The organism is Mariniflexile sp. HMF6888 (genome assembly GCF_044335535.1).
Lineage (GTDB): Bacteria > Bacteroidota > Bacteroidia > Flavobacteriales > Flavobacteriaceae > Mariniflexile.
Genome location: NZ_JBIQVZ010000005.1, coordinates 308,369 through 329,644 on the forward strand (window position 1 = coordinate 308,369; position 21,276 = coordinate 329,644).

Here is a 21,276-nt window from a genome sequence, read left to right on the forward strand (position 1 = left end):
AACTGCCAACTGCTACTGTCAACTGCTTTACTGCCTAATAGCCTCTTTTTTCACAATCCCTAGGCCATCATCAATCAATCGTCCAACTTCAGGTTTGTTTTGTTTTATGGTTTCTAAATGGTTTAAGATAGCTTCACATAGTTTAGCTTCATTACCTGCAAAAGCCAGTTCGTATAGTTCCACAGGTAACAACCAATCGGTAGGATGGCTTTCAATAAGCGCTTCTAAAACTTTAGTTCTGGAAATGGTTTTGTTTTTGCCTTCACGATAGTCTCTAACTTGTTGGTAAAGCGCTTCTAATTTAATTTGTTTGTTAGATTTTTCAACATGGATGGTTTTAGAGGAAGGCATGTGGGTAATTAAATTGAAACTGTTCAAATCGGCAGGTCCAGAGAAAGCCGAAACAATGTTTTTACCAACCGCCATGTCGTAAATACCCCATTCGGGTTTAAATAAAACAGTATCACCGTGTTTTACCGTACAATTATTAAAACTGATAAGAATTATTTTTCCTTGCAGATTTCGTTTACCAGTTATAATATCTCCTGAAACCGTAATACCGCCTTCAAACTCTAAGGTTACCGTGTTTTCTTCAAAAATATTATAAGCGCTTAAATCGCGTGGACTCATATCTTCAATCGCTAGATTAATGCCTTTTAATTTTCCGATAGGAGATCCAAATCCTTTTTTGTGGGTGTTTATACCGTGACCTACCAGTTCTTTTTCCCTATATGATAAAGCGGTTTCGCCAGTACTTTGAATATAAATAGGGTTGCCGCTATCTTCAATAACATGAGAGAAAACCCCTGAAATTTGAAGCCCTGTACTCAACTCAATGGTTCCCAAAGCTTTCGATTGAATTAATTTGGTGACACCAGAAAGTCCTCCTTTCCGCAATGCCATGGTATTGGCAAATGTTTCCAATACCAAACTTAAATGGGCAAAATTTGGTGTAACAAAAAGCTGGGGTTGTGGTTTTGTTATGTCGAAATCTTTATAAATGGCTTCAATAGTATAAGGTAGTTTTTTTACTGCATCGGTCATGCACCAAGCACTTTCACCAATAGAAGACAATAAACCGGCACCGTAAATTTTCGGGTTTTCTAATGTTCCAATTAAGCCATACTCAACCGTCCACCAATGCAAGTTTCTTATAAGTGCCATTTCACTAGGTTCGCCCATATTATTTTGTAGGTCCTCTACCTTTTTTTCTGCGGAAGCGATGCCTGTTTCGTTGGAGTTTGGTGCTTCTTTGATGATGGATAAATGTCTAACAGCTTCATATAGCTCATAATCTTTGGCCGATGAAATAGCTTTACAGCCTATTTCCCCAAAGCGGCGTAAATATTCAGCATATTCAGGATTGGCAATAATAGGCGCATGTCCTGCGCCTTCATGAATAATATCTGGAGCAGGCGTGTATTCAATATGCTCTAATTGCCTAATGTCGCTCGCAATTACCAGTACATTATATGCTTGAAATTCCATAAATGCATTAGGAGGAATAAACCCATCAACCGCCACAGCTGCCCAACCTATTTTTTTTAAAATACGGTTCATGCCATACATATTGGGAATGCTATCAATAGAAATTCCGGTTAGTTTTAAGCCTTCTATATATGATTTGTGTGCCACTTTTTTAAGAAAATCGACATTTTTACGCATCACATAGCGCCAAACCGCCTGGTCTATTGCCGAATAATTGGCATAGTTTTGTGGCTTAATAAACTGTAATAAATGTTTAGGTAAGCGATTTAATATGGGGTTTGATTCTATGGAAGTGAGCATAAAGCGTTTTGTATAATGTGTTTTAGTAAAAATACAAATTCTATATAAAATGCTTTTAAAAAGTATTGTTAAATAAAAAAAGCAACCGTTAAAGTTGCTTTTTTTATTCTGTTTTATGGTTGTGATCCAGGAGGATATTTTGCCATAATTTCGGCGACAAATTCTTTAATACGTTCTTCTTTTTTCTCCATGTTTTGGGTTAAGTAGCCTGTGCCCATTCCTTGCCAAACCAATTCTTTTTTGTTGGCATCAATTAGATCTATATACAACACGCCTTCTGTTCTAGTTGAAACGTTAGGTTGGTTCCATCCCCATCCCCACGGACTGTAGAAACCTCCCCAGCCCCAGCCACCGTAGCCCCAGTAGTTGTTGTAGACATCGACACGTTGGTTCGATTTGGTAAAAAGGCTGATAAGTAAATCGGGATTTTCGGATTTTGCAAAACCTTTAGCTAGCATTTCAGCTTCAATGGCTCGAAGAATTCTACGTTTATCTAAATCGCTAATTTCAGCTTTGTCTATACCTGTTTTAAAAAAGGCAAAGGTTTTGTATGTTGAAAAATTAGCATTCTTATCATAATCGGTTGCAACCCTAACCGAGCTGCATGATGTTACCAAAATAAGCAAAGCTAAAAATGGTAATGTTTTAAGTAATTTTTTCATAGCCGTTTAAAATTTATTAGTTTAAAAATAAATATATTTTTTATTAAATAGCATCAATAATCATACCAAGGGCATGTAAAATAAGGTGTCCTTACCTTGAGTGTTTTATCCTATTGGTTTTATTATCAAATCCATACGGACAATGCCTACAGCCATTTTCGCAACAATACCCTCTTTTTAATAAGTATTGCTCAGTAAAACAGCGATACCCTTCCGGCGTTAGGTAGTAGTCACCTTCTTCAATGGGGATTATTTTTTTCATGTACCTATAATTTATAGTTTTGTAAAGGACACATACTGTTCGCATATAATCATTCCCGTGTATGATAAAATTTTTAACATGCTTGTTTCATCTATAACAAAGATAATGTTTTTGGACTGATTTTTGAAATAGAAGGCCCAGATGAGTTCATAATATAAAACATGATTATTATTTCGAAATATTTAGTTCCTAAAGGCTATTTAGGATTTGTTTGTTATCCTTTTGTGTTTTTAAAATCGAAAGAATTAAAGGCTGATTTTGTATTGCTTAACCATGAAAACATTCATTTAAGACAACAGATTGAGATGCTATTGATTTTTTTCTATTTGCTTTATATTATTGAGTTTTTAATACGGTTCACCCAATATAAAAATTGGCATATTGCTTATAGAAATATCTCTTTTGAACGTGAAGCTTATGCTAACGAAACGCATTTAGATTATTTAAAACAGCGGAAATTTTGGAGTTTTTTAAAGTATCTTCGCAGCAATGAATTTCAATCTAGAACATAGTGTCAATCAGCAAATAAATGTACCTAATAATAGCGGTGTTACGCTGTATGTTAAAAGGGAAGATGCCATTCACCCTTTTGTGTCTGGCAATAAGTACCGAAAGCTTAAATACAACCTTCTTGAAGCCGAAAAATTAGGCTATAAAACGCTGCTAACTTTTGGTGGCGCTTTTTCAAATCATATTGCAGCGGTAGCTTCAGCAGGACAGCTCATGGGGTTTAAAACTATTGGGGTTATTAGGGGTGACGAGTTAAAAGAAGCTGTAAATGATAATACAACCTTGCATTTTGCACAACAAAGTGGGATGCAATTTGAGTTTGTTTCTAGAGAATCCTATAGAGAAAAAACATCAGACCTATTTATCAAAAAATTGAAAACAAAATTTGGTGACTTTTATTTAATTCCTGAAGGTGGTACCAATACCTTGGCTATTAAAGGTTGCGAAGAAATTTTAAATGAAGATGATAGGGGTTTCGATTATATATGTTGCGCCGTTGGAACAGGTGGCACCATATCTGGACTTATAAATTGTTCAAAACCTAGTCAACAAGTTTTAGGATTTCCAGCGTTAAAAGGTGACTTTTTAACACAAGATATTAGTAAATTTGCATTGAAAACCAATTGGGAATTGAAAACCGATTATCATTTTGGAGGTTATGCGAAAATAAATGCCAAGCTAATAACGTTTATCAACCAGTTTAAAAAAGACTATGCCATTCCTTTAGACCCCATTTATACAGGTAAAATGATGTTTGGTATTTTCGATTTAATTGAAAAAGGATATTTTCCAAAAGAATCAAAAATATTGGCAATTCATACAGGTGGTTTGCAGGGTATTACAGGAATGAATACTGTTTTGAAAAAGAAGAATTTACCATTAATAGTATAATTTAATGAAGAAGATAATAGTTTTTTGCTTGTTAGCAAGTTTGGTTTTAAGTTGTGGTGCTAGAAAAGCAGCGGTTAAAAAGAAAACTTCAAGTAAATCAAAAACGGAACAAGTTGTTATAAAAAAGAAACCTCAAAACAATTCGGAAGAAGGGGGTAAAGAGGAAGTTGTAAATGGTGTAGGAGTTAAAATAACATCAACCGACGAATATATTGCTCTTTTTAAATCCATCGCACAAGAAGAAATGCGATTATATGGTATACCAGCAAGTATAACTTTGGCGCAGGGTATTTTAGAGTCGAATTCAGGGAAAGGTAGACTTGCTGTTGAAGCCAATAACCATTTTGGGATTAAATGCCATGACTGGACTGGAGACAGGATTTATCATGATGATGATGCTTCACAAGAATGTTTCAGAAAATATAACGATTCCAAATATTCATATAGAGACCATTCGTTGTTTTTAAAACAGCGATCCCGCTACGCTGCGTTATTCAAACTTAAAAAAGAAGATTATAAAGGTTGGGCAAGGGAATTAAAAAAAGCAGGGTATGCGACCGATAAAAAATACCCAGATAAGATAATAAGCTTGATAAACCGATACAGTTTACATAAATATGATGAAGAAGTTTTGGGTGATGTTTATGTCAAATATGAAGAGGAAATAGGTGATTTTTCAATATATTATGTCGAAAAGGGAGACTCAATGTATTCCATTTCCAAAAAGTTTAATATTTCTGTAAATGAACTCAAAGCGTTGAATGATTTAACAACTACAACACTTAGTATTGGTCAGAAATTAAGAATAAATAAAAATACAAATAATACTGTTGCAGTTGGTTCAAATCAAAAAACAGCAGTAAAAGAAGTGGTAGCATATCGTTCCCATATTGTTGAAAAAGGGGAGACCTTATATTCCATTTCAAAACGATATAATATGACTGTTTCAGAACTTCAACAAATGAATGGTTTAAGCAATACCGCCTTAAATATTGGGCAAGAACTTCAAGTGAAACCGGCAAATTAAAATACACATGAATTATACAAGAAGTAGTGCTTTATTCGCACAAGCCGAAAAGGTGATTCCTGGAGGAGTAAACTCGCCTGTTAGGGCATTTAAGGGTGTTGGCGGAACGCCCATCTTTGTAAAAGAAGCCAAAGGCGCCTATTTATATGACGAAGATGGAAACCGGTTAATTGACTATATAAATTCGTGGGGACCTATGATTCTAGGCCATGCTTACCAACCTGTTGTTGATGCGGTTGTTGAAAAAGCAAAAAAAGGGACGTCGTTTGGAATGCCTACCGAAATTGAAACGCAGATTGCTGAATTAGCAGTTTCCATGGTGCCAAATATTGATAAAATTCGTTTTGTAAACTCAGGTACCGAGGCTTGTATGAGTGCGGTCCGTTTGGCAAGAGGATTTTCTAAAAAAGACAAAATTATAAAGTTTGCAGGGTGTTATCATGGGCATAGCGATTCGTTTTTAATTCAAGCGGGTAGTGGTGCGAGCACTTTTGGAACCCCCAACAGCCCAGGTGTAACACAGGGTACGGCAAAAGACACATTGTTGGCACGTTATAACGATATTGAAAATGTTAAGCAATTAATAGAAGCTAACAAAAATGAGATTGCCTGTATCATTATAGAACCTGTAGCAGGTAATATGGGTTGTGTGCCACCAAAGGAAGGTTTTTTAAAAGCATTAAGAACTTTATGTGATGCCAATAATATATTACTGATTTTTGATGAGGTGATGACGGGATTTCGTTTGGCAAAAGGTGGAGCGCAAGAGCTGTTTGATATCAACGCAGATATTGTTTGCTTTGGAAAAGTTATAGGTGGTGGCTTGCCAGTCGGCGCTTTTGCAGCTAGAAATGAAATTATGAACGAGTTAGCTCCGGTAGGGCCCGTATATCAAGCAGGGACTTTAAGTGGAAATCCATTAGCCATGGCGGCAGGTTTAGCTATGTTAACCGAATTGAACAACGATGTAGATGTTTTTAATCGTTTAGCTGAAAAAACAGAATATTTACATAAGGGAATTGCACAAGTTTTAAATGAAAATAAGGTTGTTCACACGATAAACAGAGTCGGTTCTATGATTTCGGTGCATTTTGATGCAACACCTGTGGTAGATTTTGAAACAGCTGCTAAAGGAAATAACGACACGTTTAAAAAATTCTTTCATGGTTTGCTTCAGGAAGGTGTTTACATTGCGCCAAGTGCTTTTGAAACTTGGTTTATCACCGATGCTTTGTCTTATAGCGATTTAGATTTTACTATAGAAGCTGTAATGAAAGTAGCAAAAACACTATAAAAAAGAAAGCGCATTTCTAAATAAATGAAATGCGCTTTACATTAACAAACTAAACTAACTAAACCAACCAAACTAAGAGACTGTCTAAGTTTTTATTGCTTTTTTGGGCCATCGCTTCTCTTATTGCCATCACGCTTTTTCATGCCACTAGCTTTTTGTGCCATTTTTGCTTGATATTTTTCCCACTTATCAAATTGCTCTTCGTTTAAAATTTTTTTCATTTTGGCTTTCATAGCAATTTGATGGTCAAGCTTAGCATTTTTCATGGCAAGACGTTGTTCTTCCGAAGGTTTTTCCATGTTGTCACTTTCTTTTTTTGCCCTAAAGGTGTCCATCATTTCTTTACGCTTGGTAGCATTTTCAAGATTTATGGCATAAATTTCTTTTTGCTGTGCTTCATTTAAATCTAAATGTAAGGTCATTTTTTTTGTTCGAAGATTTGCCGTTTCTTCTGGGGTCAAATCACTCATTCTTTGAGCTCTTTCTTCGCGGTTTGGGCGTTCTTTCATACCCTCTTGAGCAAAGCTTTGAATAGATACTAAAGCTAGTGCAATTACTATAAGTCTTTTCATTATTAAATTTTTTGTGTTTATTGCTATTAGGACTTTAAGAATTTAAAAAGGTTTAAATGGGGTGCGGTTTTTAACAGAAAGTTAACGCTATGGATTTGCGTTAGGGGTTACTCATGCTTATCATTTTATGAAATCAAGACAAACATCAAGTACGGCCGCTTCTCCTGAACGGAGATGAAGGGTATAATAACTCTCAAAAAGTATTATTTGAAAATGGGTATTTTAAGACTAACGCCTGTTTGGAAATCGGCAGCATTATTTACACGAAAATCTTCTTTAAAATATAGTGATAGGGTTAGGTTTGGTCTGCCATAAGTGTAAATAAAGGTCCAATAGGATAAGGCGGTATATAACGTAGAAACACCGTGTTGCCAACCGCCGTTTATTTCTTGCCACTTACCAATTAATCGGTAATAATCGGCTTCTTTTCGTTGGTTATATCTAGATTGAATTTGATAGTTAATGCTTAAGGCATTGTAATTTTTTTGTTTTGTGAATTTTGCTATTTCAAGATGACTTTCAATAGTTGCCAAATAGGGGTTGTTGCCTAAATCGATAACATCTTTAAAGTTAATTAGGTTTTTTCTCAATACATTTATGCCAACACCTGCGTTAAATTCGTAGTTGTTTTTTAATTCAATTTTTTTAATAGCATTTGCAGATAAACCAAAATCTAATGACTTATTATATTTTGAAGTATTAATACCTAAATGGTTCCCAAAATTAATGTGAATATTTTTAGAGTTGCTTTTTGTAAATGTTGGATAGTAAAAATGACTAAGTTCTATGCCACTTAAAAAGAAATCGTTGTTGTTTAGTTCGAGCGTATTTCCGTTTCTATCAGTATATTTAAAATTTACTTGATTCAATCCATAATAGCGTCTCCCAAAAGGGTCTTCTCCTCCGGCTATATTGCTGTGAAACCATTCTAGATTTTCATCGCTCGTAAAAAATGAAAAAGGGTGTGTCCCTTTGGTAATTAAATAAGAGCGCAGCGTAACGTCTAGTTCGTTTTTTTTATTTAAAGGGATATTAACGCCCAGTCTAAACTCTTTAATTACGGCATCAATAACGATGTTCATATAATCCGCCGGTGTCGTTTCCTGATCTTTAAAATAAAAATTCCTATGATACCAAATTAATTTGCTTTGTTCTTTTCTTACTTCGGGGTCTTTTGGCAGATAGGTTTCTACAAAAGGATGAAAGTTGTTTCCACTGGAGGAACTAAAAGTAATAGTCACATTTTTTTGTGAAGCTGTTTTGAAATTGGTATTAATTCTAGAACTAAAAATTCCGAAATGATGGGTGCTTAAGATGCTAGGTTTTTCAATGCCATTTTTAAATGATATACTATCTTGCTTTTGCGCTGCCAAAATGGAGCTGAATCCACAAGTAATTATGAGTATCGCGTTTTTTAGCATTTAGTAAAAATATAGAAATTTTTAAAATTTGTGATGTTAAGTTTTTTGGTTGTAGTGGATTGCTTTGTATATTATGTAATATCTCTTTTTTCTTAAAAAATTAACATGAACTCATCTTTACTTTTTGTTTTTAACCGAAAATGAGATAAAATTTGTACAGAAGAGGCACTTTTTGCAAGGCATAGCATCGCTACGCCTAAAAAAAGCAACGAAATATGGATGAATTTTAGCCATTCCAGCAGGCAGGCAGGTTTTAAGAAATAGAAAAAGTCAAGATGAGTTCATTAAATACCGTTTGTCTTAAGGAAGTTTTAAATTTTTAATTTCTTATGTTAAACATTTCTAAATAGTTTTAATAGATGGAATAAAATGCGTCAATTTGTATAGTTATTTATTGAAACAGATAATACTCATAATAGTTGTTATTTAGTTTAGTAATAAATTAAGTTTAGTTGGTTAGTTTGTAAAAGCCCAGTGATTTTAAAATCACTGGGCTTTTTATTAGTTTAAATAAGTGTGGTATTAAAGCGTTTGTTCCTCGCTATTATAAAAATGGAATTGTAAAAGTTTGTATAGGTGTTCCTTTTTAAAAGGTTTAGTAAGGTAGTTGTTCATACCGTTTTCGATAGCTTTGTTTATTGCTTCGGTTGTTACATTTGCCGAAAGCCCAAAAATAATCACATCTTTATCTGTTTCTCTAATAATACGTGTAGCTTCCCAACCATCTATTTCTGGCATGTGAATATCCATGAAAATAAGCTGGTATTTTTTCTCTTTGACTTTATCTAAAGCTACTTTACCATTTACTGCTGTGTCTGATTTTATGTCTATATCTTCAAGGAATTTTTTTAAAACAATAATATTAAGATTGTTATCATCAACAATTAATACATTTATATCGGTCGTTTTAATTGTTTTTTTGTTTTCAGAATGCGTTACGACTTCTTCTGTGATATCGAATAAGAACGATACTGTAAATTTAGAGCCTACTTGATAGTCGCTCTCAACAGAAATTTCCCCACCCATTATAGCTACTAGATTTTCACAAATCGCTAATCCAAGACCACTGCCTTCGTGTTGTTTTTTTACACTGTTATCAATTTGGGTAAACCTATTAAAAATAGTGTGTAACTTGTCTTTTGGAATACCTATGCCAGTATCTTCGATACTAATAATTAATTTTAATTTGTTCTCTATAACAGTTTCAGAACAGGTAATGGTAACGCCTCCTTCTTTAGTAAATTTTAAGGCGTTTTTTAATAAGTTATATACAACTTGAGTAAACTTGTTTAAGTCGCCAATAACTGTTAGGTCAAAAACGTTTTCAAAATTGGTCTTTAAATAAAGATCCTTTTTTAAAAACAAAAACTGATTAACTTCAACGAGTTCTTTAATTTTCTTAATTGGGTTGAATTCAACTCTATCTAATTCTGTTTTTCCGGATTCTATTTTGTCTATTTCTAAAATATCATTAACCAAGTTTAAAAGATTGTTTGAAGATTTGTCCATTAAATCCACATACTCCTTGTGGGTATCATTTAGTTTTTCATCTTTTAAAATTTCAATGAAGCCAATAATGGCATGTAATGGAGTTCTAATTTCATGGCTCATATTAGACAGAAAATCGGTTTTTGCCTGCGAGGCTTTATTGGCTCTATTCTTTTCTTTGTTTAATTGTTCGTTTAGTTTTATTAAAGATAGATTAGACTCTAGAGCTTGTTTAGTGCCTTTTCTAGCCCTTAAATAAAAATAAACAAGCAATGCGACAACAAAGGCTAAAAGCACGCCAATTATTAATGCCATGTTGATTATGATTTTACCATCAGCAAGTATTAATTTCTCTGAAGGGTAGATGTTTAAACGCCATGTTTGTGTTTCTTGCCCGTCAACTTGTAAGGTGTTTGTATAAACTATGTTACGGTTTGTTTTAAGTTTTAAATCACTGTTTTTTTGATAAAAAAGGGTATTCTTGTCGTCATAAAGTTCTACAGCATATTGGTTTTCTAGGTAATTAACAAGCCTGTCAAAATCGTTGTTAAAGTGCATGCCAGCACTTATGGTGCCTTGAAACGTATTTTTGAAATATACAGGGACATCTACAAGAAAGGCCTGTCCGGATTGTGTTAATTTTATCCAGGAAGTAATATTGGTTTTGCCACTTTTAGTATGGTTGACCCATTCGTCCCGTCTGTAATCAAGTTTAGAGATATCTAGGTTTAAAGCACGTTCATTTCCTTTTAAAGGGTTTATTTTTCTAATAACCATTAAGCTGTCTATCCATTCAATAAACCTAAAAGAATCGTCTTGATTTAGTATTAAATTAGCATCGTGTTCCCAGTTTTTAAAGTAATTGCCATTGGTAAATTCTAATCGACTTTTAATGTTTTCTAGTTTAACAATATCTGCTTGTACAATATTGTTAAATTCCTTTGAAATTAAATTTCCAGTATGGTATAAGTCTTCTTCTATAACAGCGTAATACTTGTTTACAGAAGCAGAGTAAATGGATAAGATGAGAGATACGAGTACAAAAAAGGTGGTAATAGCAATTATAATATCTAATTGTTTTTTAACCATAATTAATTATTACCATTTTATTATGTGGCTAATATTTTTTATAAATATAATCCATTGGGTGTAATTCGCCAAAATTAACCAAGAATGAATTTTAGATCAAAATTTAAAGTCAATCAGGAAACAAATGCCTGTTAGTGCTTGTTAAAGCATCTGAAAATATATTCAACAAACTCAATGTGACAAATATGACATTGGTATAAAGTTAACAATAAAAAATAATTACACCCTATAAGGGTTCAATATATTAAGAAATATATTCAACAGTTAGAACTTCATCTGTTTTGATAACGTTTGCCAATTGATGTTTGGTTAAAGCTTTAATGGCTTTGTCCCATGCTTTGTTGCTTAAACCAGATTGCGATTTTAATTCGTTTAACGCTATGCTTTTTTGGGTTTTTAAAATTTCGAATATGGTTTTTTCAGCATCACTTAAATCAACCGCTTTTTTTTCTGGACGCATTTGCGGAAAGAACAATACTTCTTGTATCGATTGGTTGTTTGTTAAAAACATAATGAGTCTATCCATACCAATACCCATACCCGATGTTGGAGGCATACCGTATTCTAAAGCACGTAAAAAGTCGTAATCTATAGTTCCTGTAGCCTCGTCATCACCTTTTTTAGAAAGCTCTAATTGGTGCTCGAAACGTTCGCGTTGGTCTATGGGATCGTTAAGTTCGGAATATGCGTTGGCAATTTCTTTGCCGCAAACCATTAGTTCGAAACGCTCAGTTAATTCTGGGTTTTCTCTATGTTCTTTACATAACGGACTCATCTCTTTTGGGTAGTCTATAATGTAGGTAGGCTGAATGTAGTTGCCCTCGCATTTTTCGCCAAAAATTTCATCAATCAATTTGCCTTTACCCATAGTGTCATCCACTTCAATACCCATGCTTTTTGCAGCAGTTCTAATATCGTCTTCGGTTTTTTCAGTAATATCAAAACCTGTAAACTGTTTTATAGAATCTGCCATGGTTACACGGGCATAAGGTGCTTTAAAATCTATTTCATGTTTGCCAAAAGTAGCTTTTGTTGTGCCGTTTACTGCGATAGCACAATGTTCAAGGAGGCGCTCACAAAAATCCATCATCCAGTTATAGTCTTTATAAGCTACATAAATTTCCATGGCGGTAAACTCAGGATTGTGGGTTCGATCCATCCCTTCATTTCTAAAGTTTTTAGAAAACTCGTAAACACCATCAAAGCCACCAACAATCAAGCGTTTTAAATATAACTCATTAGCAATTCGCATGTACAATGGGATATCTAAAGCATTATGGTGTGTCACAAACGGACGCGCTGCAGCACCCCCTGGAATAGGTTGCAATACAGGGGTTTCTACTTCAAAATACCCGGCATCATTAAAGAATTGACGCATGGCATTGAATAATTTGGTGCGTTTTACAAATACGTTTTTCACCTGTGGGTTAACCACTAAATCGGCATAACGTTGTCTGTAACGTTGCTCAGGGTCGGTAAAAGCATCATAAACTACACCGTCTTTTTCTTTAGGTAGTGGTAGTGGTTTTAAGGCTTTACTTAATAGGGTAAAGTCTTTTACACGCACGCTTTTTTCACCAACCTTAGTTGTGAACAATTCGCCTTCAATACCAACGAAATCACCAAAATCCAAAAGCTTTTTAAAAACCTCGTTGTATTTTTCTTTATCATCGCTAGGGCAAATTTCATCACGGTTAAAATACACTTGTATCTTTCCGTCGGCATCTTGTAAATCGGCAAAACTGGCCTTTCCTTGCACTTTTATCATCATCAAACGGCCAGCAATAACCACCTTTTTACCATCTTCAAAATGGTCTTTAATTTGTTTTGAAGTATGGGATACTGGGTATAAATCGGCAGGATAGGGGTTAATGCCTAATGTGCGTAATTTTGCTAATTTTTCTCTTCTAACTAATTCTTGTTCCGAAAGCTGCATGCTAATTTGTTTTGAATACTGCCATTTGTGACAGACGAGTGCAAAATTACATTATTTTCAAAAAATTAGCATACAACTTCTTAGTAGATTTTTATAATATGATAAAAGCAGGTTTGAAGTTAGTTTTGTGCTACTTCTAGATTTAAAACTTCACCTTTAATCCGTAATGTTTTATTGCTTTCAGAAGCATTTGAAATAACAGTGATTGTTTTGCTGAATGCGCCAATTCTATTTGTGGCATATTTTACTTTAATTTCGCTTGTTTCGCCTGGTAAAACTGGTATTTTAGAATATGCGGGTACTGTACAGCCACAGGAGGTTTTTATTGTAGAAATAGCAATTGGCGACTTACCTGTATTGGTAAAAGTAAATGTGCGTTCGCCATTTTCGTTTTGTTGGATTTTTCCATAATTAATTTCTTCGGTTTTAAACGATAGTATGCCAGCATTTGCATTGGGTGTAAGTTCTTGTGAAAAGCTTGTAGCGTAAGCAAATAAGCAGATAATTAATAAAAATTTAGATTTTACCAATTGTAATGTGTTCATTGAAAATTCCATGATATTTGTGTTTTATAAACTGAAACAAGTTCAGTATAGATTAATAATGAAGCAAACATCGCAAAAACATTGAACGCATTTAGAGAATTTGAGGTTGAAATAAGTACTAGTACCTAGGTTTATTTTTATTAACTACCTGTTAAATAGTGATTTAATATCGTCTCTAGATTGCACATTAAGTTTTTTGTAAATATTATTAACATGCGTTTTTACGGTGCTTAAACTAACAAAAAGAATATTGGCGATTTCTTTATTCGATTTTTCTTCCAATAAAAGGTTGAGAATATTTTGTTCTTGCTTGGTAAGTTGTTCCTTGGCTTTGTTAATGATTTTGGCGTGTTCTTTTTTGCGTGAAAGCCAAAACCAAAGGTTTCCAATTAAAGATAATGATAAAAGGGCATATACTAAATAATTCCAATTAAAACCTGTGCCAGCATCGTTGTTTATTATAAACTGATCCGAGGTTAATTCAGCTTTATATTGTTTGGTATATGGTGAGTTTGGGTATTGTTCGGTTAGGCGATTTAACAAATTACCATAGTAGGCATTGTCTTTAAGATCTTCTAAATAATGTTCATGAAGATCGTTTCGTCTGTCAGACAAAAACGAATAAATATAGAGTTCGGCAATTGGTTCGTTAAGTTGTATTCCAAAATCTTGAAATGTTTTAAACCATTTTTTGTTATTGAGTTTTCTGTTGGCTTCGCTTCTAAACTCACTAAATGCAAATTTCATTTCTTCTTTTAAAGAATCAATTTTAAAAAAAACAATCGATTTTTCATTGCTGGACAGTATATTGCAAAACATTTGTTTATTAAAGGAAAATGGGAATTCTATAGAATCGGTGTTTTTTGCTATAAAAAGAACTTCTTTGCTGTCGTCGCAATACCCATCAAAATGATTTTGGTTTTGTACTTCATCGATGCAATTGTCAACATGGATTCTGTAAATTCTATTTTTATTTTCAAGTTGATTACCTGTAAACTTAAAGTGCCCTAAGCTATCGGTCTTTGTTTTTGCAATAATTTGTTCGAAGTAAACACCCGAAATTTTTCTGTAGTCTTCAATTATAGAAAGGTAAACATTGTTGTGCCATTGGGTGTTATCTACATGTCCGGTAAATCTATATTGGGCCTTAGATGAAAAGCATATGGCCACAAAAAACAAAAAGACTGCGTTTGTTCTCATGCCACTAATCTACTATAATTTATTTTATTTGCTGCCATTCCCCTCTAAAGTGTTTGTAACAAAAAGCATAAGTTTACGTCCTATTATGAAAATCATCAATCAAAAATCGTAAATCAAAAATAATTATGAGTTTCTGGAGAGTTATACTGTCTATTATTTGTCCGCCCTTAGCGGTTATCGATAAAGGTTGCGGTTCTATATTTATTGTGTTCCTATTATGGCTTTGCGGATGGGTTCCTGGTGTTATTGCGGCCTTGGTTATTCTTAATAATCCAAAAAATTAAACTTATATTTGCTTGTGGAATTTTAAACATATATAATTTATGAGACCTTTTTTTGCCCTTTTTTGCTTGGTAATATTTATAACATTATTTAGTTGCCAGTTTTCTGAAAATATTTATATAAACGCCGACGGTTCCGGTAAAATGGAATTTTCGTTTGATGGTAGTCAGCTTATGCAAATGGCGGGTGATAAAATAGGTGAAAATCAAGAAAAAGCCATTGATTCAACCTTTAGTTTTAAAGAATTATTTGATACCATGCGTGATAGTATTTCTAAACTATCAGAAGAAGAACAGCAAAAAATAAAGAGTTTGGAACCGTTTAACATGCACATGGTAATGGATCCAAAAACCTCTAAAATGACTTTTGATATGTTTACCGATTTTAAAAAAGTAAGTGAGCTTCAAGATATGTTTAAGGCCATGAAAAGCTTTGGAGATTTAAAAGGGAATGAGAAAGCGAGCGGTGAAAACAATCCGTTTTCATCTTTCGGAGGTGATGGTACTACCGAGCTGGATTATAATTATGATGGCAAAATATTTAAGCGTACCGCCAGAATAATTGATAAAGAAGCCTATAAACAAGTCACCGATAGTTTGGGACAAATGGCTATGATGTTTGGCTCTTCAACATATAAATTAAATTACCATTTTCCTAAGCCTATAAAATCGGTTTCAAACGAAACTGCTATGTTTAGTAGCGATAGAAAAAGCTTTACGGTTGAGTTTGATTTTATGGATTATATAGCGAATCCCGAAGCCTTAAATTTAGAAGTTGTATTAGAGGATTAAGCTTTGAATAAAACCATAGAAATACAAGATTTAGGACTTAAAGATTATAAACAAACTTGGGATTACCAAGAGCAACTGTTTAAAAGTATTGTAGATGCTAAAATTAAAAATAGGCGCGACAATACGGCTATCGAAACCAAGAATCACTTTTTATTTGTAGAGCACCCACACGTATATACTTTGGGTAAAAGTGGCGATTTATCTAACTTACTTTTAAACGAACAACAACTTGCCCAAAAAGGGGCTTCCTTTTATAAAATAAACCGTGGCGGTGATATTACTTACCATGGACCTGGACAAATTGTTGGCTATCCTATTTTAGATTTAGAGAATTTCTTTACCGATATTCATAAATACCTGCGTTTTTTAGAAGAAATGATTATTTTAACGCTTGCCGAATACGGCTTAAAAGCCGAAAGAAGCGATGGTGAAACAGGTGTTTGGCTAGATGTAGGTACGCCGTTTGCACGTAAAATTTGTGCTATGGGCGTGCGTGCCAGCCGTTGGGTAACTATGCATGGTTTTGCATTGAATGTGAATGCCGATTTGGGATATTTTGATAACATTATACCCTGCGGCATTCGTGGTAAAGCTGTAACTTCCTTAAATGTAGAACTTGGTGTTGATAAAGTTGATGAAACCGAAGTTAAAGAAAAACTGTTAAAACATTTTAGCGTACTTTTTGAAGCGGACTTTTTTTAGAGACTGTTTAAATTTTATTCTTTGGCTCTTTTATGTGCCTTTTTCCTCCATACATCAGCTATTTTGAGGTCCATAGCTATGGCTATGAACCTCAAAATACCTTCGTCTGACAAAAAAAAACACTCTATAAAACATTTCAAAAACAAAATTTAAACAGTCTCTTAATTACAAGAGAAATTTTCTGGGTTCCAAATAATAGTATCGTTATTTAAAATATTGATGCTTATAGTATCGTCTCCCACGAAGCCAATAGGATTACCTTCACAATCATAAACTGGAACTACAGTATTGCAGGTAGGACAGCAATTAGGGAAAATGAAAACAGTTTTACCCATATAGGTATTTTGGGAAATATAAAAATATTTTAGAAGCTCTGAATCAGTTTGGGCAAGCTCCTCAATTTTTTCCTTTAACCAATCTAAATCTTCAATGGGGTTGGAAACTTGGCAGGAGTTACTTAGGTTGTCATCATCATCTTTGCAAGATGATATTGTAAGTAATAAAAGAGTCAATACTAAAATGTTCTTTTTCATGTTGAGTATTTTACTTACTAGATGTGTATTGTCGTAAAAGGCTGCGTCTTAAAAAAAAATTATATACAAAATAGATTGATGGAGAACATACTTTATCATTTTTTATTACCCAATTCATAAACTTAATGATTGGATTCAACAGTGACTATTAACCATGCTACAGGGGTGTTTGTAATTAAGATAATTACAGAAAATGGTGTTGTAAATAAGACTATTATTAAAGAATAAGGAATAGTATCATTGTTTTCTAAATTAAACCCTATCAGAAATTAAAAATTTTCTGATAGGTTTTTTTATTGACGTTTCTAAAGGTTATTTGAAAATGGTTTCTTCCTAAAATATGGCTACAGGTTGTAATTGCTTTATTTTATATACCTACTGTTGGGAAGTTTTCATAACAATGGTTTTCCTAGGTTATTATAATTGATACCTATCTTTTTCTTTTAAGTATTGGTATGTTAATAGTTTAAACGAGTTCTATTATAAGCTGTATAACAGTTGTTTGCGATAAATGGATTTCTCCGGAATTTTTGTTTAAGTTTATTTGTTAAAAGAGATTACTTTGGTATTATTCCTAATAATGGGTTTAAAAAAAGTATCTTTGTCAATAGTATTATTTTATTTATCTGTTGATATTAATTATCCCTTCGCACATCTTTAGCGAATTGTTAAGACTTTCTTTTTAAGTTCTTATTTTGATTAACGAAACGCTAGTGGCCAACTTAATGCCTGATTGCTAGTAAGTAACTATTTAATAGTGATTTTAATCTTACGCTTTGCTAATGTCATTAGTCTGCAATTCGTTTCAACTCAAAAGACATATGGCTTTTTTAAAAATGGGAGTTATTGGAACTTCAAAAAAAGAAGATGAAAGGCGGGTGCCTATTCATCCAGAACATTTAAATAGACTTCCGGAACAGATTAGAAAACAACTTGTTTTTGAAAAAGGATATGGTAAACCTTTTAATATAAGTGATGAAGAAATTAATGGCTTAACAGGTGGAATTGCATCACGAAGTGATATATTATCTGTTATTGGTTCCGCCATTATAGCCAAACCTATTTTGTCTGATTTAGAAGAGTTAAAGGATGGTGGTATTATTTGGGGGTATCCTCATTGTGCCCAACAAATGCAAATAACACAAACAGCTATAGACAAAAAATTAACCTTAATCGCTTTTGAAGATATGTATGTGTGGTATCCTAGTGGGCAAATGGGAAGACATACGTTTTATAAAAATAATGAAATGGCTGGATATAGTGCGGTTATACATGCACTTCAACTCAAGGGAATAGATGGTCATTATGGAAATCAACGAAAAGTCATCATTTTTAGTTTTGGAGCAGTAAGCAGAGGGGCTATTTATGCTTTAAAAGCACATGGTTTTAGAGATATTACTATTTGTATTCAAAGACCCGATCATGAAGTTAGAGAAGAAGTATTAGATGTAAATTATACCAGACTCAGAAAAGGAAATGAAAACGAGCCTCGATTGATTGTTGTTGAACACGATGGTTCAGAACGATCTCTATTGGATTTGATAAATGAATCTGATATAATCGTTAATGGAACGTATCAAGACACAGACGATCCCATTGACTATGTGAAAGAGGATGAAAAATCCATGCTTAAACCTGGTGCGCTCATTATAGATGTGAGTTGTGATGAAGGTATGGGATTTTATTTTGCTAAACCCACTACTTTTAAAAACCCACTTATTGCTATTGATACTATTGATTACTATGCGGTAGATCATACACCCAGTTATTTTTGGGAAAGCGCTTCTAGATCTATTTCTGCAGCATTAATTACGCATTTACCATCCGTAGTATCAGGTAGAGAAAGTTGGAATGATAATAAAACCATCAAAAATGCCATAAATATTGATGAAGGTGTTATTGTGAAAGACACGATTCTTAGATTCCAGAATCGCCATTCAAACTATCCACATAAAGTTCATGAGCTTGTGAGCTAATGGCCTTTTTTAATTTTTACCAATCACCTAATAAGCGGAAAAAATTTATAAAACAAGATAGATGCTTTCTTCATAATATATAATAAAACCCATTGATGACTACAGATATTGATATAAACAAGCCGAAACCTATAGTATCTGGAAAACAATTGGAGTTGTTTAACAGTGCTACAGATGTAAAACAAACCATTAAAATACTAGAAGCAGGAAAACCTGTATTGATAACAGCGTTTTATAGTAATGGATTGTTGTTTTTAAAGGAGTTACACATACATCTAAATAAAAAGTTGCCAAACAAGTCTTTTCAGGAACAACGAGAATATCGGTCAGTATATCATAAGTTATCAAATCTTATTTTGATAGAAATTGTAGACCATAAATTAATTGTGAAAAAATCACCTTTCATTGGTTGGTTAGAAAAACTGTATCCAGAAACAAGTGATTTTTTATTAACGTTTCCTCAAGTTCAAGGATTAAATAGTGCTTGGCAGTGGTATATAAACGGAATTTCCATTCCTGTATTACGAAATAAAGTGCATCCATATTATGGAACTTACTTCCCTACGCGGTTTGATCATCTGATACTTTTTGATAATTGGATGAAACGTTATAAAGGACTTAAAAAGTCTGCAATGGATATTGGAATTGGAAGTGGCGTACTTTCTTTTCTAATGATAAAGCATGGTTTTCAGGAGGTTTTTGGTACAGATACCAATCCTAACGCGATTGTTGGTCTAACCGAATTTATGGGTGATACCAAATTGTCTAGAAAGATAAGATTGGATTTTGGACATCTTTTTGGGATTTGGGAAAAGCAGACCGAGTTGATTGTTTTTAATCCGCCTTGGCTGCCGGAGTCTAATAATACAGATATATTAGATGAAGCTATTTATTATAATAAAAATCTATTCCCTGATTTTTTCACTGAAGCAAAGAAAAGACTATTGCCTGAAGGGAAGCTTGTAATCATATTCTCGAATTTAGCTCAAATAACGCATGTTACAAAAGAACACCCCGTAGAGAAGGAGCTATTGGAAGGTGGGAGATTTCAATTGGAAACATGTTTAAAGAAAACAGTAAAAGCAGCTTCAGATAAAACAAAACGAGATCAACATTGGCGTTCTTCTGAAGAAGTAGAGCTTTGGGTGCTGACGAATAAGTAGGTTTTTGAAGTATTGAACTTAAAAAAAGCTAGCTCTCCACATTAAAAAATGCCTTATAATAATGCATTTTCTTTTCATCATCATAACCGCGTTCTAAATATTCAGCCGAGGCATCAGGTGCATCAATATCTAGTTTTATTTGTATGTTGGTGTCAAGTTTTATATCGGTTTTGAATTTTTTCTTTTCTTTGTTTACAACGCTTTCGGCAATATCAAATTGGTTTCTTAACACGATGTCTTGTTCGTCTTCAAAGTTTTTTTTGTAATCATCAAACAGTTTTTTGTGTTTGTCTTCTTCAAAAAGTTCATCTTTAAAACGTTCTATATTTACGACTTCGTTTTCTTTAAAAAAGTCGATGGTTTTTGCTAAAAAGGTATTTTGCTCTTTTGCGCCGTAGGTGGTTTTTAAAATGTCGGTCGAGAAATCTTTACAAAGTGTTATGTATTGTTGCGTATGGTTGTTAGCGTCATCGGCATATTTTATGTTTAAAAATTGATTTATCCAATATTGGGCATCATAACTGTTGTTATCTACACTTAAAATAATGTTCCCTTCGGTATCGGTTTGGTTTAAAATTAGGCAGCCTTTATCTACTTTTTTAGATGAAATTCCTTTTTGTACCAATACGTCATAACTGTTATTTTCTAAATAGGTTTGGAAGAAATTCACTTTACTTTCAATTTTAAATATACCTAGGGCGTTTGTGGTTATATCGTTAAACTCAATACCTTCAAACATAGCTACTAGTACGTCGCCTGTTTTTATTTGTGCCGATGTGGATTGCTCGTATAAATGGGTTACTATATGTTTTGAAATTTCAATAAAAGCATCATCATCACTAAATATTTGGTTGCTGTAACTGTTTATTTCGTTTAAAGAAATATTGGCGTGGTGGTTAAACCGGTAGCTTTGTACCACCGAACTAAAGGGGCGTAATAAAAAAGGGAGCATTAAATCGTAACTGGCTTCGTCAAAATCGACCAGTTTTTCTGAAAAGGCATTTTTTGTGTCGTTGAATTTATTTCCAACCTTATGAATGATGAATTTTGAAATAGAGGCGTTTTTTCTTGAAATCATGGTTTGTTTATTGAGATTGCAATACTATTAAATTAACTTGGAATAGTCATAAAAAAGAGTGCCAAA

Annotated in this window: 20 protein-coding genes; 9 read left to right on the top strand and 11 right to left on the bottom strand. The window is 33.5% G+C overall.

The window, feature by feature from the left end; genetic code table 11:
* Positions 1-27 precede the first annotated feature (27 nt).
* From ACGLWY_RS13580 to ACGLWY_RS13590, 3 genes are all read right to left on the bottom strand, one after another.
* Positions 28-1,788, bottom strand: coding sequence for an aromatic amino acid hydroxylase (locus ACGLWY_RS13580; protein WP_396620204.1), 1,761 nt, complete (start codon positions 1,786-1,788; stop codon positions 28-30).
* Between the two features lie 113 nt (positions 1,789-1,901).
* Positions 1,902-2,450 (bottom strand): DUF4136 domain-containing protein, encoded by a 549-nt coding sequence (locus ACGLWY_RS13585; protein ID WP_396620205.1) that lies wholly within the window; start codon positions 2,448-2,450, stop codon positions 1,902-1,904.
* Between the two features lie 91 nt (positions 2,451-2,541).
* Positions 2,542-2,712 (bottom strand): DUF5522 domain-containing protein, encoded by a 171-nt coding sequence (locus ACGLWY_RS13590; protein WP_396620206.1) that lies wholly within the window; start codon positions 2,710-2,712, stop codon positions 2,542-2,544.
* A 161-nt stretch (positions 2,713-2,873) separates the two neighbouring features.
* Between ACGLWY_RS13590 and ACGLWY_RS13595 the strand changes: the two genes are divergently transcribed.
* The 4 genes from ACGLWY_RS13595 to hemL are packed head-to-tail and all read left to right on the top strand — an operon-like array spanning position 2,874 to position 6,434.
* Positions 2,874-3,224, top strand: coding sequence for a hypothetical protein (locus tag ACGLWY_RS13595; protein ID WP_396620207.1), 351 nt, complete (start codon positions 2,874-2,876; stop codon positions 3,222-3,224).
* Positions 3,202-4,113 carry a 1-aminocyclopropane-1-carboxylate deaminase/D-cysteine desulfhydrase gene (locus tag ACGLWY_RS13600; protein ID WP_396620208.1) on the top strand — a complete coding sequence of 304 codons (912 nt, stop codon included), beginning with the start codon at positions 3,202-3,204 and terminating at the stop codon, positions 4,111-4,113. The genes ACGLWY_RS13595 and ACGLWY_RS13600 overlap by 23 nt, the downstream gene beginning before the upstream one ends.
* Before the next feature lie 4 nt (positions 4,114-4,117).
* Positions 4,118-5,140: a glucosaminidase domain-containing protein gene (locus tag ACGLWY_RS13605; protein ID WP_396620209.1), complete on the top strand. Its 1,023-nt coding sequence runs from the start codon at positions 4,118-4,120 to the stop codon at positions 5,138-5,140.
* Positions 5,141-5,147: 7 nt separating this feature from the next.
* Positions 5,148-6,434, top strand: a complete 1,287-nt coding sequence (gene hemL / locus ACGLWY_RS13610) for a glutamate-1-semialdehyde 2,1-aminomutase (protein ID WP_396620210.1) — start codon at positions 5,148-5,150, stop codon at positions 6,432-6,434.
* 92 nt (positions 6,435-6,526) lie between these two features.
* On the opposite strand, the gene ACGLWY_RS13615 is transcribed toward hemL, so the two are convergent.
* The 6 genes from ACGLWY_RS13615 to ACGLWY_RS13640 form a co-directional block, all read right to left on the bottom strand.
* A complete protein-coding gene (locus tag ACGLWY_RS13615; protein ID WP_396620211.1) occupies positions 6,527-7,006 on the bottom strand; it encodes a hypothetical protein in 480 nt (159 codons plus the stop codon).
* 203 nt (positions 7,007-7,209) lie between these two features.
* The gene (locus tag ACGLWY_RS13620) at positions 7,210-8,427 is read right to left on the bottom strand and encodes a hypothetical protein (protein WP_396620212.1); all 1,218 of its coding nucleotides are present in this window, start codon (positions 8,425-8,427) and stop codon (positions 7,210-7,212) included.
* Positions 8,428-8,949: 522 nt separating this feature from the next.
* Positions 8,950-11,004: an ATP-binding protein gene (locus ACGLWY_RS13625; RefSeq protein WP_396620213.1), complete on the bottom strand. Its 2,055-nt coding sequence runs from the start codon at positions 11,002-11,004 to the stop codon at positions 8,950-8,952.
* Between the two features lie 244 nt (positions 11,005-11,248).
* Positions 11,249-12,940 (bottom strand): lysine--tRNA ligase, encoded by a 1,692-nt coding sequence (lysS, locus tag ACGLWY_RS13630; protein ID WP_396620214.1) that lies wholly within the window; start codon positions 12,938-12,940, stop codon positions 11,249-11,251.
* Positions 12,941-13,059: 119 nt separating this feature from the next.
* Positions 13,060-13,497, bottom strand: coding sequence for a DUF1573 domain-containing protein (locus ACGLWY_RS13635; protein WP_396620215.1), 438 nt, complete (start codon positions 13,495-13,497; stop codon positions 13,060-13,062).
* Positions 13,498-13,629: 132 nt separating this feature from the next.
* The gene (locus ACGLWY_RS13640) at positions 13,630-14,685 is read right to left on the bottom strand and encodes a LuxR C-terminal-related transcriptional regulator (RefSeq protein WP_396620216.1); all 1,056 of its coding nucleotides are present in this window, start codon (positions 14,683-14,685) and stop codon (positions 13,630-13,632) included.
* A 125-nt stretch (positions 14,686-14,810) separates the two neighbouring features.
* On the opposite strand from ACGLWY_RS13640, the gene ACGLWY_RS13645 reads away from it, so the two are divergent.
* Genes ACGLWY_RS13645 through lipB form a run of 3 tightly spaced genes read left to right on the top strand, consistent with a single transcriptional unit; the run spans position 14,811 to position 16,460 of the window.
* Positions 14,811-14,969, top strand: a complete 159-nt coding sequence (locus ACGLWY_RS13645; RefSeq protein WP_396620217.1) for a YqaE/Pmp3 family membrane protein — start codon at positions 14,811-14,813, stop codon at positions 14,967-14,969.
* A gap of 39 nt (positions 14,970-15,008) precedes the next feature.
* On the top strand, positions 15,009-15,758 hold the full coding sequence (locus tag ACGLWY_RS13650; RefSeq protein WP_396620218.1) for a hypothetical protein: 750 nt from the start codon (positions 15,009-15,011) through the stop codon (positions 15,756-15,758).
* Between the two features lie 3 nt (positions 15,759-15,761).
* The gene (gene lipB, locus ACGLWY_RS13655) at positions 15,762-16,460 is read left to right on the top strand and encodes a lipoyl(octanoyl) transferase LipB (protein WP_396620219.1); all 699 of its coding nucleotides are present in this window, start codon (positions 15,762-15,764) and stop codon (positions 16,458-16,460) included.
* Positions 16,461-16,621: 161 nt separating this feature from the next.
* Here the strand turns inward: lipB and ACGLWY_RS13660 are convergent, their stop codons facing one another.
* The gene (locus ACGLWY_RS13660) at positions 16,622-16,993 is read right to left on the bottom strand and encodes a hypothetical protein (protein ID WP_396620220.1); all 372 of its coding nucleotides are present in this window, start codon (positions 16,991-16,993) and stop codon (positions 16,622-16,624) included.
* 821 nt (positions 16,994-17,814) lie between these two features.
* On the opposite strand from ACGLWY_RS13660, the gene ACGLWY_RS13665 reads away from it, so the two are divergent.
* Together ACGLWY_RS13665 and ACGLWY_RS13670 are read left to right on the top strand one after the other, a co-directional pair.
* The gene (locus ACGLWY_RS13665; protein WP_396620221.1) at positions 17,815-18,969 is read left to right on the top strand and encodes a N(5)-(carboxyethyl)ornithine synthase; all 1,155 of its coding nucleotides are present in this window, start codon (positions 17,815-17,817) and stop codon (positions 18,967-18,969) included.
* Positions 18,970-19,064: 95 nt separating this feature from the next.
* Positions 19,065-20,132, top strand: a complete 1,068-nt coding sequence (locus ACGLWY_RS13670) for a methyltransferase (RefSeq protein WP_396620222.1) — start codon at positions 19,065-19,067, stop codon at positions 20,130-20,132.
* A 28-nt stretch (positions 20,133-20,160) separates the two neighbouring features.
* Here the strand turns inward: ACGLWY_RS13670 and ACGLWY_RS13675 are convergent, their stop codons facing one another.
* Positions 20,161-21,210 carry a nucleoid-associated protein gene (locus ACGLWY_RS13675; RefSeq protein ID WP_396620223.1) on the bottom strand — a complete coding sequence of 350 codons (1,050 nt, stop codon included), beginning with the start codon at positions 21,208-21,210 and terminating at the stop codon, positions 20,161-20,163.
* Between the last annotated feature and the right edge of the window lie 66 nt (positions 21,211-21,276).

Excerpts from the sequence above, each read along its gene's own strand:
- ACGLWY_RS13580 (WP_396620204.1), bottom strand. The coding sequence starts at position 1,788 with ATGCTCACTTCCATAGAATCAAACCCCATATTAAATCGCTTACCTAAA.
- ACGLWY_RS13585 (WP_396620205.1), bottom strand. The coding sequence starts at position 2,450 with ATGAAAAAATTACTTAAAACATTACCATTTTTAGCTTTGCTTATTTTG.
- ACGLWY_RS13590 (WP_396620206.1), bottom strand. The coding sequence starts at position 2,712 with ATGAAAAAAATAATCCCCATTGAAGAAGGTGACTACTACCTAACGCCG.
- ACGLWY_RS13595 (WP_396620207.1), top strand. The coding sequence starts at position 2,874 with ATGATTATTATTTCGAAATATTTAGTTCCTAAAGGCTATTTAGGATTT.
- ACGLWY_RS13600 (WP_396620208.1), top strand. The coding sequence starts at position 3,202 with ATGAATTTCAATCTAGAACATAGTGTCAATCAGCAAATAAATGTACCT.
- ACGLWY_RS13605 (WP_396620209.1), top strand. The coding sequence starts at position 4,118 with ATGAAGAAGATAATAGTTTTTTGCTTGTTAGCAAGTTTGGTTTTAAGT.
- hemL (WP_396620210.1), top strand. The coding sequence starts at position 5,148 with ATGAATTATACAAGAAGTAGTGCTTTATTCGCACAAGCCGAAAAGGTG.
- ACGLWY_RS13615 (WP_396620211.1), bottom strand. The coding sequence starts at position 7,006 with ATGAAAAGACTTATAGTAATTGCACTAGCTTTAGTATCTATTCAAAGC.
- ACGLWY_RS13620 (WP_396620212.1), bottom strand. The coding sequence starts at position 8,427 with ATGCTAAAAAACGCGATACTCATAATTACTTGTGGATTCAGCTCCATT.
- ACGLWY_RS13625 (WP_396620213.1), bottom strand. The coding sequence starts at position 11,004 with ATGGTTAAAAAACAATTAGATATTATAATTGCTATTACCACCTTTTTT.
- lysS (WP_396620214.1), bottom strand. The coding sequence starts at position 12,940 with ATGCAGCTTTCGGAACAAGAATTAGTTAGAAGAGAAAAATTAGCAAAA.
- ACGLWY_RS13635 (WP_396620215.1), bottom strand. The coding sequence starts at position 13,497 with ATGGAATTTTCAATGAACACATTACAATTGGTAAAATCTAAATTTTTA.
- ACGLWY_RS13640 (WP_396620216.1), bottom strand. The coding sequence starts at position 14,685 with ATGAGAACAAACGCAGTCTTTTTGTTTTTTGTGGCCATATGCTTTTCA.
- ACGLWY_RS13645 (WP_396620217.1), top strand. The coding sequence starts at position 14,811 with ATGAGTTTCTGGAGAGTTATACTGTCTATTATTTGTCCGCCCTTAGCG.
- ACGLWY_RS13650 (WP_396620218.1), top strand. The coding sequence starts at position 15,009 with ATGAGACCTTTTTTTGCCCTTTTTTGCTTGGTAATATTTATAACATTA.
- ACGLWY_RS13660 (WP_396620220.1), bottom strand. The coding sequence starts at position 16,993 with ATGAAAAAGAACATTTTAGTATTGACTCTTTTATTACTTACAATATCA.
- ACGLWY_RS13665 (WP_396620221.1), top strand. The coding sequence starts at position 17,815 with ATGGCTTTTTTAAAAATGGGAGTTATTGGAACTTCAAAAAAAGAAGAT.
- ACGLWY_RS13670 (WP_396620222.1), top strand. The coding sequence starts at position 19,065 with ATGACTACAGATATTGATATAAACAAGCCGAAACCTATAGTATCTGGA.
- ACGLWY_RS13675 (WP_396620223.1), bottom strand. The coding sequence starts at position 21,210 with ATGATTTCAAGAAAAAACGCCTCTATTTCAAAATTCATCATTCATAAG.